At 56.6% G+C, this 13,397-nt stretch carries 7 protein-coding genes; all 7 read left to right on the top strand.

Annotated elements, in window-relative coordinates:
- Positions 1-18: 18 nt before the first annotated feature.
- The 7 genes from C8N40_RS22015 (at position 19) to C8N40_RS21985 (ending at position 13,273) form a co-directional block, all read left to right on the top strand.
- On the top strand, positions 19-1,365 hold the full coding sequence (locus tag C8N40_RS22015) for a glycoside hydrolase family 140 protein (protein WP_108213990.1): 1,347 nt from the start codon (positions 19-21) through the stop codon (positions 1,363-1,365).
- Positions 1,366-1,851: 486 nt separating this feature from the next.
- Positions 1,852-5,040 (top strand): SusC/RagA family TonB-linked outer membrane protein, encoded by a 3,189-nt coding sequence (locus C8N40_RS22010; protein ID WP_108213974.1) that lies wholly within the window; start codon positions 1,852-1,854, stop codon positions 5,038-5,040.
- Between the two features lie 13 nt (positions 5,041-5,053).
- Positions 5,054-6,484: a RagB/SusD family nutrient uptake outer membrane protein gene (locus tag C8N40_RS22005; RefSeq protein ID WP_108213973.1), complete on the top strand. Its 1,431-nt coding sequence runs from the start codon at positions 5,054-5,056 to the stop codon at positions 6,482-6,484.
- Positions 6,485-6,560: 76 nt separating this feature from the next.
- Complete coding sequence (locus C8N40_RS22000; protein ID WP_211318171.1) at positions 6,561-9,149, top strand: hypothetical protein; 2,589 nt, start codon at positions 6,561-6,563, stop codon at positions 9,147-9,149.
- Between the two features lie 15 nt (positions 9,150-9,164).
- A complete protein-coding gene (locus tag C8N40_RS21995) occupies positions 9,165-9,878 on the top strand; it encodes an SGNH/GDSL hydrolase family protein (RefSeq protein ID WP_108213972.1) in 714 nt (237 codons plus the stop codon).
- A 42-nt stretch (positions 9,879-9,920) separates the two neighbouring features.
- Positions 9,921-12,278, top strand: coding sequence for a glycoside hydrolase family 3 C-terminal domain-containing protein (locus tag C8N40_RS21990; RefSeq protein ID WP_108213971.1), 2,358 nt, complete (start codon positions 9,921-9,923; stop codon positions 12,276-12,278).
- A gap of 149 nt (positions 12,279-12,427) precedes the next feature.
- Positions 12,428-13,273 (top strand): sugar phosphate isomerase/epimerase family protein, encoded by an 846-nt coding sequence (locus C8N40_RS21985; RefSeq protein WP_108213970.1) that lies wholly within the window; start codon positions 12,428-12,430, stop codon positions 13,271-13,273.
- The last annotated feature ends 124 nt before the right edge of the window (positions 13,274-13,397 follow it).

Below are 13,397 nucleotides of genomic sequence, written 5' to 3'. Positions count from 1 at the left end.
CTATTCTTTACCATAGGCATGCGTCGTACCTTTCTTTTTGTTCTCGCCTTGCTTGTACCTTTCTTTGCTGTTGCGCAAACAGACCTGCGGGTCAGCGATAACGGGCGGTACCTGGTCTATACCAACGGAGAACCCTTTTTCTACCTAGGCGATACAGCTTGGGAGCTGTTCCACCGGCTCGACAGGGAGGATGCCATCAGGTACCTGTCCAACAGGGCCGGCAAAGGCTTTACCGTCATTCAGGCGGTGGTGCTGGCGGAGCACGACGGGCTGCGTGATCCCAACGCCTACGGGCACACACCGCTCCTGAACGACGACCCCACCCAACCGAACGAGGCATACTTCGAGCATGTTGATTTTATAGTGGACAAGGCGGCGGAGCTGGGACTGCACATGGCCCTGCTGCCCACCTGGGGCGACAAGCTTTTCAAAAATAAATGGGGCGTGGGACCTGAGATTTTCAACCTGAAGAATGCCTATGCCTATGGCCGCTATATTGGCAGCAGGTACAAGGATAGAAAGAACATCATCTGGGTGATTGGCGGGGACAGGAACCCCCGGGAGGACTCAGAAGATGTGGAAGTATGGCGTGCCATGGCCCGGGGGATCACCGAAGCCGTAGGCGGGAATGATAAGGCGCTGATGACCTTCCATCCCCAGACAGCCTCCTCCAGGTGGTTTCACGAGGATGAGTGGCTGGACTTCAACATGCTGCAGACAAGCCACTGCGCCGATACCAGGGTTTGGGATAAGGTAAGCCACGATTATAACCTGGCTATGGTCAAGCCAACCATGGACGGTGAGCCCATGTACGAGGAAATACCCGTTTGCTTCGACCTGGAGAAAAACGGCTACGCTGATCCGAATGACATCCGCCGGAAAGCCTACCTTAGCCTTTTTGCCGGGGCCCATGGCCACACTTACGGCTGCAATAACATTTGGCAGATGTATGTGCCCGGGCGCACCCGCCACATCGAGGCGACCAAGCCCTGGTATGAGTCGCTGGACCTGCCGGGGGCCAACGCCATGACGCATGTGCGGAAACTGATGGAGTCCCGGCCCATGCTGGACCGTGTACCGGATCAGTCCCTGCTGGTGGGTACGGCATCGGACAATTATAAGGAGCGGGTGCAGGCCACGAGGGGCAGGGATTATGCTTTTATCTATACCTCTTCCGGTCTTCCCTTTGAGGTGAGGCTAGGAAAGATTTCCGGCAGGAAAGTGCAGGCGTCCTGGTATAACCCTAGAACGGGGGAAACAACACAAGGCGGCAAGTATAAAAACAGCGGAACTAGAACCTTCACGCCACCCACCCACGGCGACGATCAGGACTGGGTGCTGATGCTGGATGACGCTTCCCGTTAGCAGGCAGGGGATCCGGATTTTCTGTTCTACCGCAGCCCTGGCTCCCAACCTGCCGTAAAGGTATTCCTGCTTGGTAATAGCTTAGTGCGTTAACTTATGCAGGTGTCTTTTTTCCTGGTTTGCCTGCTGGCGTACCAGCTAGGGCATCGAGGGGAGTAGCTATGGTATCCGGGAGTACAATTTTTGTTCAAGGAAACCTCATTCACAGGAAAAAATATTCAGCTGAATCTTGAATTATTAAAAATAGTTTGCTAATATTGATTGCTTGCTCACTTAGTGCGTTAAGCATGTTTAATAGACGCTATAGATAGGGGGGCTGTTTGGGAAGCACATGTAATGACTTCCCTGGGAGGAGGTGCCTGTGCCGGGTGCCATGGCTTCAGGAGGTGCCGGTAAGGGCAGGTTACAGGCCTGCGTAGGGATTGGCAGTTACGGATTACCAGAGTGCCCAGACTTTAAAGTTAGCTAAATTATAATTCCATTCATATGAGACACATGTTTAACAACCTACTGCAACTGAAGTTGATCTGTGTCTTGCTATGCCTGACATGTGGTGTGAAAGCGCTGGCGGCACAGGAGGCCAGTACCATCACGGTCAGCGGCAGGATCACAGGAGCTGCAGACGGTACCCCTCTGATAGGGGCCTCTGTAGTGGAGAAGGGTACGGGCAACGGCACAGCCTCCGATGCGGAGGGGCGGTATACGCTGACCGTGCGGCCGAATGCGACACTGGTGGTGACTTACATTGGGTTTAATACCAGGGAGGTTGCTGTCAGCAACAGGGCGACCGTCGATGTAACCCTGGATACTGACCAAAAGCAACTTCAGGAAGTGGTGGTGGTGGGCTACGGCACACAGCGCAAGAAGGATCTGACGGGCGCTGTGGTGAGCCTGTCGACGGAGGAGCTGCTCCCGGTGCCGGCGGCCAGCTTCGATCAGCTCATGCAGGGGAAGGTAGCCGGTACGCAAATCACGCAGACAACGGGGGCACCCGGGGGGAACGTGAACATTGTGGTTAGGGGTATCAGCTCGATTACGGGCGGCAACCAGCCCCTGTACGTGATCGACGGGTATGCCATTGGCGCAGGGGGAGGCGGCTCTGATGTGAGCAGCTTCAATGGAAACTCTTTCTCCTCCAGTGGCATGGCCAACAACACGGTCAACAAAATCAACCCCCTGAGCACCATTAACCCGGCTGACATCGAGTCTATTGAGATACTGAAGGATGCCTCTGCCACGGCTATCTACGGCTCCAGGGGAGCTAACGGCGTGGTGATCATCACGACCAAAAGGGGAAGACAGGGCAAGCCGAGCATCAGCTTGGAAGCCTCTGGTGGCGTGCAGACGCTGGCCAATAAGCTGGACTTGCTGGATGCGCGCCAGTTTGCCGAGTTTGTGGCTGACGGCCGGGACAACGCCTGGGTATACGCGGGCGGAAATGCCGCCGATCCGAACGAAATCCGCTCTGGTGGAACCAGGGTAAAGCCCGAGTTCCGCAACCCGGAGGCCATTACGGTTAACACGGACTGGCAGGACGTGATTTTCCGGCCTGCGGCTATCCAGAATTACCAACTGTCGGCCAGTGGAGGCAAAGATGACATAACCTACTATATTGGCGGTGGCTATTTTGATCAGGATGGAATAATTGAGGGCTCTGACTTTAAAAAGTTTAACCTGCGCACCAATATCGATGTGGACCTGACTAAACGGCTTCGGCTGGGGGTCTCGGTAGCAGGGGCGCATTCCTGGGGGGACTTCGCCCGGGCCGAGGGCCATCTGGGCCAGCGTGGCCTGATTTCCGCCGCATTGGCGAGCTCTCCGGCCCTGCCGCTCTATGATGCCAGTGGGAAGTATACTTCTGAGCTGCTTGACCCCCTGGGTGTACCGGTAGAGAACCCCTTGCTTATTCTGGACGAGTTCAGTGACAAGCGCCAATCGAGCAACCTGTTCACCAACAACTACCTGGAGTATGAGCTGTTGGAGGGGCTGACCCTGCGGTCCTCTGTCGGCATCAATTACATTGTGGACAAGACAAGGCTGTGGAAATCTTCCGAGATAGGGGAGTGGGGGGCCAAGACAAGCCCGGCGACAGCGGGGGCGCACAACAGAACCAGCCTCAACTGGCTGAACGAGAACACGGTCAACTTTCAGCGGGTCTTCAACGAGCGGCACAGCCTCAGTGCCGTGGCGGGCTTTACGGCACAGAAGGACGTGATGGAGATGCTGCAGGCGGGCGCTACCGACTTCCCGACCGACCATATCCAGTACCTGGCCGGCGGTAATGTGAATGCCGGCACAAACTTCGAGTCCGAATGGGCCATGCTCTCCCTGCTGGCTAGGGCAAGTTATACGTTCAACGACAGGTACCTGTTCACCGCCACGGTGCGCCGTGACGGGAGCTCCCGCTTCGGCGCGAACGAACGTTGGGGTACCTTCCCCTCTTTTTCTGTGGGCTACCGGATTTCGGAGGAGCCGTTCATGCAGGACCTTGCTTTCCTGGACGATCTCAAGCTCCGGGCCAGTTACGGGGTGTCTGGAAATAACCTGATTGGGAACTACGCGCACATTGGCCTGCTGGGCATTTCCCGGTACGTAGCCAACGGTCAGCCGGTGCTGGGCATTGTGCCGCAGGGCCTGGCAAACGACGATCTAACCTGGGAGCGCTCCCTGCAAACCAACCTGGGTGTCGATCTGTCCCTGCTGGACAGCCGGCTGACGCTCACGGCAGACGTTTACCGAAACCATAAAAAGGACCTGTTGCTCAACACGCTGCTGCCGGCTGCCTCCGGCTTTGCCTCTTCCATCCAGAATGTGGGGGAGCTGGAGAACAAAGGCCTGGAGGTGGCTTTAGGCTCCGACATCGTCAGGAGCAAGGATTTTACCTGGAACCTGAACGCCAACATCAGCATAAACCGCAACAAGGTGCTGGCGCTTAGTTCCTCCAGCTCCCGCATCATCAACTCCGCCTACCAGATCACCGAGGTAGGCCAGCCGATCGCCAGCTTCTTCCTGCTCCACGCCATCGGCGTGTTCCAGGACCAGGCAGAGGTGGATGCCAGTCCGAAGCAGCATCCGAACGTGCAGCCCGGTGACCTGAAGTTTGAGGACGTCAACGGGGACGGCGTCATCACGGATGCAGACAAAAAAATAGTGGGCAGCCCCTGGCCGAAGTACACTTTTGGGTTTACAAACAGGCTCTCGTACAGGGGGCTGACGCTGAGCACAGCCATTGTAGGCTCCCAGGGGAATGATGTATACTTTCAGGGCGGGGAAATCGTGCTGAACAACGCCGGGGTGCAGAACCAACTGGCCATCGCAGCCGATCGGTGGAGGTCTCCGCAGGAGCCTGGCAACGGCATCGTGCCCAGGGCCATCCGCAACGATTACGGCAGAACGCTGAGCTCGAGCTCGCGCTACCTGTTTGACGGATCGTTTGTCAGGATCAAAAACATCAACCTCTCCTACAACCTGCCAACAAGCGTGCTGGACCGGTTACGCGTGCCGGCCCTCACCGTGTTCGCAGACGTGGCCAATGTCTATACGTTCACCGACTACCCTGGCTACGACCCGGAGGCCAGCTCCACAGGTGACAATATTGCGGCCACGGGCATTGACTATTTCTCTTATCCTCTTCCAAGGATTTTTACATTGGGCTTGAGAGTATCCCTCCAATAAAAAGGAAAGCGTTATGAAACTTAAACTACTAGCCACTGTACTGCTGTTAGGCACTCTTTCCTCCTGTGAGGATTTTCTGGAGCTGCAGCCGGATTCCCAGATTAATGACCAGAGCTTTTACCGGACAGAGAACGACTTTGAGTCGGCGATGATCGGGGTCTACGGCACCTTCAAGAACCTGTACAACACGGATTTGTTTTACATCGCGGAGCTGATGGCTGACAATGCCGAGATTTCCATTTCCTCCTCCTCCATCACGGAGGTCGAGTTCGATGAACTGAATGTAACCCCTTCCAATACCATCGTGCAGTCTGTCTGGAACACGGCCCTGTACACGGTGGCCCGCTGCAACATCATCCTTATCCGGCTGGAGTCGGCTGACATTGATGACAGCGTGAAGCGCCGGATAGCCGGGGAGGCGAGGTTCATGCGCGCGTACAGCTATTTTATTCTCGTGCAGACCTTTGGAAGAGCCCCCCTGACGGATGCTGAGTTCAGGAGTCCGGGCCAGATTGCGGGCGCCGACCTGAGCCTGAAGCCGAGGGAGGAGGTGTTCAGCAAGATAATAGGGGATCTGAAGGAGGCCGAGCTGCTCTTGCCGGAGGAGCTGAACCCGAACAAGGGCTATGCCTCACGTGGAACCGTCAAAACACTGCTGGGCAAAGTATACCTCACCCAGCAACAGTATGAGCTGGCCGCTGCCAAGCTGAGGGAGGTGATAGCGTCAGGGCAATACAGCCTGGCGGGTAACTATAAGAGTCTTTTCTCTACGGGCAACGAAAACCTGCCGGAGTCCATCTTTGAACTAAAGTATATTTCCGGGGCTAACCTGGGTAACAGCTACTCCGTGCAATTCACTCCGGCTTCTACCGGCCTGCTGGCCAACGGGCAGCAGGGATCGGGCAGGATCACCCCCACCCTCAGCCTGATAGAGGCTTATGAGGAAGGGGACCTGCGGAAAAATGCCTCCGTCGGGGAGTACATTGTCTCTAATTTGACCGGGGAGCGGGCCTATAGCAGACACGGGCTGAAATTTGTAGATTTAACGGCGGAGAACCCACGCGACGGCAGCATCAACTTCACCGTACTGCGCTATGCCGACGTGCTGCTGATGTATGCGGAGGCTCTCAACGAGGCAGGGAACGGGACTGAGGCTGAAGATTACCTGAACATGGTGCGCAACCGCGCCGGCCTCGGGGACCTGGAGGGACTCTCGCAGGAAGCGCTGCGGCAGGCGATTGCCCAGGAGCGAAGGGTGGAGCTGGCCTACGAGGCGCACCGCTGGTTTGACCTGGTTCGCACCGGCAGGGCGCAGGAAGTGGTCAACGCTTACTATGCGGGCAAAGGACTCAATTTCTCCGTAGCCAACCACGAGTTGATTCTGCCTATCCCGAGAAGAGAAATAGAGATTAACCCGGCGCTGGAGCAAAACCCCGGCTACTAATGACATCACTGTGCCACCTCTCCCCGTTGCCCCGCCGGCAACGGGGAGAGGTGGCGGATTTTAACCCTTACATCCTATGACGCTTAATTTCAGACCGCTTTTGTGGCTCCTTGCCGGCAGCATTGCCTATGGCTGCTCCGGCTCTAAGCCAGCACCAGGCCAGCCTGAGGCAGCTGTGGCGGCACCGGCTACTGCCGCGCCCCTGCCTTTAATCGACTCCAGCCTCAGGGGGCAGCCTTTCGAAAACATCACGCTGGAGGCATCCCTGAAGCCTTTCAAGCAGAATGACCCGACTTACATCAAGCGTGTAGCCGCCGAGATGTTCACCCAGTGGGGGGCCCTGCTGCGGCATGCCGACACGGTATCGGTGATGCTCTGGACAGCGGACGGCTCAGAGATACTCGACTACCAGGGCAAGCTGGAACAGCCGCTAGAGTGGGCCATGTACATCGGCAACCCTAATACCGAGCACGAGGTGGGCTCCGGCCCCAAGGAGCTGTCCCTGCATGAGCGGGCTTACCTGTACATGGAGGATCCGCCGGCCTTCACCTATGGAGACCTGAAGCTGATTGTGCAGACCCTGCGGGAAACAGGGGAAGAGATAACGGGCAAGCCGGTGCGGGTGGGAGCCACCTTTGACCCGGGGCCGGAATTCGCCAAGTCAGATTTTAAGTACAAGAAGCACCCGGAGATACTGGAAGGAAGTGCCATGGGGCATAAGTCCTTTGTCTTTAGCTACGCCGTACTCGATGCTGACAAAGAATCCTATGCGGGCTTCCCTGACGGCATCCCGGCAGACACGCCTTTTGGAACCTTCTTTGGCCGTCAGAGCCAGCACTTCCTGCAGGACCTGGGTTTCGACTATATCTGGTTCAGCAATGGCTTTGGCTTCGGGATGGAACCCTGGGCCTCCACGGGCACCATTTTCACCGGCAAGGGCTTTAACCAAGAGAACCTGGCCGAAACGAAGGAGAAGATTGTTGATTTCTGGACCCTGTTCCGCCAGGAGTGCCCGGACTTCCGGATTGAAACCAGGGGCACGAACCTGGCCACGGGCATTGACCTGGCCAAGGATGGGGTGGACCTGAAAGCCATCTACGAAGGTGGGTATAATATCCTGCCGCCGCCCAACTCCCCGTGGGCTGCCCTGGATGGCGACTTCGGGCTGGAGATGGTGGGGTACATGTCACGTATGGCGCAGTTGCCGGACGACCGCTACATCTTCCGCTATTACACGCACGATCCCTGGTGGTTGAACAGTCCCTGGCTGGACCGGTATGGCCGCGAGCCCCACGACATCTACCTGCCGATGGCCGTCGCCCGCATCAATGAGCAGGGAGAGGTAAAGTTGCCGACACACCTGAATTTCCTGACCATAGACGATTCCTTTGGCGATATGCCGACGCAGGTGCCCAACGAGGTGATTCCCCACATTCTTAAGGCACGCTACGACAGCCCAACCGCGCCGGGTCCCCTGGTGTGGGTGTACCCCTTTGAGGAGTACCACAGCTGGGCCTACGACCAGCCGGACCGCCTGGCAGAGATCTATTACGGGGACTGGTTTATCCGGCAGGCTATCAACAACGGCTTCCCGCTCAATACCATTATCTCCACCAAGTACTTCCCTTCCGTCCTGGAAAGGAAACCGGGGCTGTTTGACGAGTCGGTCTTGCTCACCATTGTGCCGGACGCAGGGTCAGCCTTTGAAAATAGCCTGATTGACTATGTGCAGAACGGTGGTCGGATTATCGTGTACGGCCCGGCCGACCATGCCAGTCCTGCCTTTGCCGAGTTACTCAACCTGCAGAACACGACTGCGCTGGAAGGTGAGTTTACCTTGGTCGGAAACTATAGCAATGATAACCTGACCAGGAAGGAGCCACACACGATACAGCACCTGGCGCTGTTCTCCGGCGGCGGCCTGCGGACAAAGGTGAAGCATGCGCCAGATCCCCATACCAGGGTACTGGTGCGCATGACGCAGGGCAGCAACACACGCGACGTGCTCTGGACAAGATCGCTTCCCGGCTGGAAGGGAGGCAAGGTGGCCTATGTGCGCGGCACAAACTCAAGCCACTACGAGGGGGGGCGCCTGCTCAAGCCAAATGATCCGGGCAAATATGCGGTAGGGCCTGCCTACCTGCGGCATGTGCTGCAGGAGTTTGGCCTGGAGTATAGCGTGGACAAATACGAACCGGCTGTCAAAAGCCCGGTGCTGAGCATATCCCGCAGTAACAATGGCTTTTTCTTCGCCGGGTATGTGCCCAACACCTCGGTGAGGCACCGCCTCAGATTCCCGCAGGGGGCACCGGTGTTGCTCGGCTACGATACCGAGTTACAGAACGGTTATGCGACGTACTCTTTTCCCACCGCCTGGCACCGCGAAGCGCGGGTGTTTGTGGAGCAGCAGAAGGGGATTGTGTCTGTGAAGGAGATGCACTCGGGAGAGCTGGGCATTACCCGCCGGCTGCAGATATCGGGGCTTGAGAACGCCACGGTGCGGGTTTATCCGGATGAGGGCATCACCGACGAAGGCATCCACTTTTACCTGAACACGGGCTATCCCTGGAAGACGGGGCATCTTCCCTTTGAGCGAGGCGAGAAGCAGTACGGCAGGAGCTACCTGGTAAAGAATGTAACGGGTACTGTAGTGGTATCCTGGTGAGAAAGCAAACATAACATGAAAAGTATAAAGCTAATCGCGGCGGCCTTGCTGTTTTCCCTTTCCGTGCAGTGCCAGAGTTTGAAAGGGGCGAACGCCCCAGCCTACCTAGACGATGTACAACAGGAGCTGAAAGCAGTCTTCCCGAACAACAAACGGATTAATTTAGTGTTTCATGGGCACTCCGTTCCTTCCGGCTACTGGAGCAGGCAGGAAGTGCACACCTTGGAATCTTACCCCCATTTACTCCTCACCAAGCTTAAAAAGGAATACCCACACGCCGTGATCAACATCATTGTCACTGCTACAGGCGGGGAGTTCGCCGAAAAGGGCCAGCCGCGTCTGGCCACCGATGTGATGCCCCATAAGCCGGATGTGCTCTTCATCGACTATGCCCTCAACGATGTGGGCATAGGGCTGGAAAGATCCCGGATCGCCTGGGAAAAGATGATTGAGGAGGCGCTGCGCCATCACGTGAAGGTGATCCTGGTGACCCCTTCTCCCGACCAGCGCCAGGATATAGGGGATCCGGAAAACAAGCTGGCCCAGCATGCCAGGCAGATCAGGGAGCTGGCGGCCAGGTACAAGGTCGGTCTGGCAGACCCGTATGCCGAGTTCGAGCGGATTGCCAAGGAGGAGGGGACAATCGCCCCTTACATGTCACACGTGAACCACCCCAATGAAAAGGGCCACAACATTATTGCCGAAGAGCTGCTCAAACACTTCCGGTAAAGCAGCAGAGAACCGATTGCATTGTAAAAAATCACACAGCTTATGAAATTATCAACGTACAGTATCGCCCTGCTGCTCGCGGCGCACTTCTGTCTGGCAGGGACCGCCAGGGCACAGACCGCCCCCGTCGGTTCGGGAGATGCCAAGCCCTCCAATACAGTTCCGCAGTTCGGTGAAAGCCCGCTTGAGGAAGTCCTCAGGGCCATGACCACGGAAGAGAAATCCCTGATGGTAACAGGAGCCAAGCGCCGTGAGGTGGAGCCAGTGGCGACACCTGGCAGAAAGCAGAAGAATATCACGGCAGTAGGGGGGTACACCTATCCTTTTGTGCGCCTAGGCATCCCGGCTATTTACCTGTCTGACGGGCCTGCGGGGTTGCGTATTGCCCCCAGGAGGGAAAATGACCCGAACACGTATTACTGCACGGCCTTTCCGGTGGCTACCCTCGTAGCCTCCAGCTGGGACCCTGGGGTGGCAGAGCGTGTGGGCAGTGCCATGGGGCATGAGGCGCTGGAGTATGGCGTGGACATCCTGCTGGGCCCTGCCCTGAACATCCACCGTGATCCACTCGGGGGCAGGTGCTTTGAGTACTATTCCGAAGACCCGCTTATCTCCGGCAAGATGACGGCGGCGGCGGTAAAAGGGATACAATCACAGGGGGTGGGCACCTCGCTCAAGCACTTTGCCGCCAATAACCAGGAAACGAGCAGGCGCTTTATCAACACGATTGTAAGTGAGCGCGCCCTGCGGGAGATATACCTGGAGGGTTTTAAAATTGCAGTAGAGGAGTCAGAACCCTGGACAGTGATGTCCTCCTACAATAAAATCAACGGGGTTTACACCTCTGAGAGCGAGGAACTGCTGGAAACTATCCTGCGCAAGGAGTGGGGCTTTGACGGGTTTGTGCTCAGCGACTGGTACGGCGGCGAGGATGCGTTAATGCAGATGAGGGCAGGCAACGACCTGCTCATGCCCGGCCTGGCCGTGTGGTCGCAGAAGATAGACAGTGCCGCCAGCAACGGTTCGCTGGACATGGGCGTGCTGGATCGCAACATCGCACGTATTCTGAACGTGGCCCAGCGTACCCCGACTTACAGGAACTACCCTTACTCGGACAAGCCGGATCTGAAGGGCAATGCGTCCCTGGCCCGCGATGCCGCTGCGCAGTCGATGGTGCTGCTCCGGAACGAAAACCAGGCCCTGCCGCTGGGACAGGGCACCCGCAAAGTAGCGGCATTTGGCAACTACTCTTACAAAATGATTGTGGGCGGAACAGGCAGTGGCATGGTGAACAACGCGTATAGCGTGTCGCTGGCACAAGGCCTGGAGCTGGCGGGCTATCAGGTTGACGAAGACCTGCAGAAGACCTACCTGGAGTACCTGAGGCTGGGGAAGCCGCGCAACCTGAAAGCGGACAGCCTGATCACGGCCCTGCCAAAGCTGGACAGTATCCTGGGAGAGCTGGCCATTGATGAAAACCTGATCCGTCAGAAGGCGAAGGAGTCAGATATTGCCATGGTGACCATCATGCGGGTATTTGGTGAGGGCGGCGACCGGAAACTGAAAGATTTTTACCTGACTGCAGCAGAAAAAGCGCTTTTGCGATCCGTGTCGGACGCATTTCGCGGAGAAGGGAAAAAAGTGGTAGTGGTGCTCAACATTGGCGGCGTGATAGAAGTGGCCAGCTGGAGGGACCAGGCAGACGCCATCCTGTTGGCCTGGCAGCCGGGGCAGGAGGGCGGCCACGCACTGGCAGACCTGATGTCAGGAAAAGTAACTCCCTCGGGCAAGCTGGCTACCACTTTCCCAGTGGACTACCGGAACACTCCCACGGCCAAGAACTTCCCGGGCACGCCGGCCGGTGAACCAAAGCAGGTTGTGTATGAGGAAGGCATCTACGTGGGCTACCGTTATTATGACAGCTTCAACGTTACCCCAGCCTATGAATTTGGCTATGGCTTGTCCTACACCAGCTTTACCTACAGTAACATGAAACTGAGCTCCGGAAAGTTCAAGGACAGGCTGACCATTACCTTGGATGTGAAAAACACAGGCAAGGCAGCGGGAAAGGAAGTGGTGCAGCTCTACCTGAGCGCCCCTGCCAAAACCATGGATAAGCCGGCAAAGGAGCTGAAGGGTTTCACGAAGACGGAGGTACTGCAGCCGGGGCAGACACAAACCGTCTCCCTTACGCTGGATGCCAGGGCGCTCGCCTCGTTTGATACCGGGCAGACTGCCTGGGTAGCCGAGCCTGGCAAGTACACGATACAGCTGGGGGCCTCTTCCAGGGATATCAGGCAGACGGCCTCCTTCAAGCTGGCAAAGGCGCTCGTGGTGGAACAGGTAAATAAAGTGCTGGTGCCAGAGGTGGCCATACAGGAGCTTAAAGCCACTAAATAGGCATCACGCCGGAGATAAGCACAGGTTTTCTTGTGACGCTCGTTTAATTTTATAACTTAGTGCGTTAAGTAAATAATGGTAGAGGTTTAGCCTGTTCCGGTACTGTTTCCGACGCAGCGAGAACTGCTTACCAGCAAAAAAGATCAGATATGAAACCCTCATTTAACCTGATAGCGGTCATGGGCATGGTGTTTATCCTGCTGGCCGGCCGGGAGACGGTGTATGCCCAGAAAACCCCGGAGGAGCGGCTGGGATGGAAGCTGGGAGCCCAGGCTTACACCTTTAAGGAGTTCACATTCTTTGAGGCTATTGACAAGATCGATAGCTGTGGACTCAAGTATGTGGAGGCTTATCCGGGGCAGGTTTTGGGGGGAGGTATGGAAGGCAAGATGGATATCCACATGGATGCGGCAAAGCGGGAGGAGATCCGGAAACGCCTGAAGGGTAAAGGCATCAGGATGGTTTCTTTTGGGGTGATCTCCCCAGCCAGTGAGGCCAATTGGCGCCAGCTGTTTGAGTTCGCGAAGGCCATGGGGGTTGAAACTATCACCTCTGAGCCAAAGCAGGAGGACTTGCCGCTGCTTTCGCAGCTGTGTGATGCATACAAAATCAATGTAGCTATCCACAACCATCCCAACCCCACGCGCTACTGGAGTCCGGACATAGTGCTGGCAGCCTTGCAGGGACAGAGCAGGCGCATCGGAGTGTGTGCCGATATAGGGCACTGGACCCGCTCCGGGCTCGACCCGGTAGAGAGCCTGCAAAAGCTGGAGGGACATGTGATGCAGCTTCATGTAAAGGATTTGCATGAGCAGGGGGCGAAGGCCCATGATGTGCACTGGGGCCAGGGGGTGACGAATATTGCCGGTGTCATCCAGGAGTTGAAGCGCCAGAAATTCAAAGGGATACTATCGGCCGAGTATGAGTATAACTGGCGTCATAATACACCTGATGTACAGGCGAGCGTGGAATATTTCAGAAGTGTCTTAAAGTAAAATTATAGCATAACCCAAAACTGTAAAGTATGGATAGGCGCTCGGTTGTAAAAGGACTGTTGCTATTTGCCGGAGGCGTGGCGGTGCTGCCCTCCTGCGTGCTGGAGGAGGGCAAGGCCTCCAT

The organism is Pontibacter mucosus (assembly GCF_003054055.1).
Taxonomy (GTDB): Bacteria; Bacteroidota; Bacteroidia; order Cytophagales; family Hymenobacteraceae; genus Pontibacter; species Pontibacter mucosus.
Note: the sequence above shows the minus strand (reverse complement) of the source record. Positions and strands in the feature narration are given on the sequence as shown.

Bases quoted from the DNA above. Each gene is read 5' to 3' on its own strand.
- C8N40_RS22015 (WP_108213990.1), top strand. From the start codon at position 19: ATGCGTCGTACCTTTCTTTTTGTTCTCGCCTTGCTTGTACCTTTCTTT.
- C8N40_RS22010 (WP_108213974.1), top strand. From the start codon at position 1,852: ATGAGACACATGTTTAACAACCTACTGCAACTGAAGTTGATCTGTGTC.
- C8N40_RS22005 (WP_108213973.1), top strand. From the start codon at position 5,054: ATGAAACTTAAACTACTAGCCACTGTACTGCTGTTAGGCACTCTTTCC.
- C8N40_RS22000 (WP_211318171.1), top strand. From the start codon at position 6,561: ATGACGCTTAATTTCAGACCGCTTTTGTGGCTCCTTGCCGGCAGCATT.
- C8N40_RS21995 (WP_108213972.1), top strand. From the start codon at position 9,165: ATGAAAAGTATAAAGCTAATCGCGGCGGCCTTGCTGTTTTCCCTTTCC.
- C8N40_RS21990 (WP_108213971.1), top strand. From the start codon at position 9,921: ATGAAATTATCAACGTACAGTATCGCCCTGCTGCTCGCGGCGCACTTC.
- C8N40_RS21985 (WP_108213970.1), top strand. From the start codon at position 12,428: ATGAAACCCTCATTTAACCTGATAGCGGTCATGGGCATGGTGTTTATC.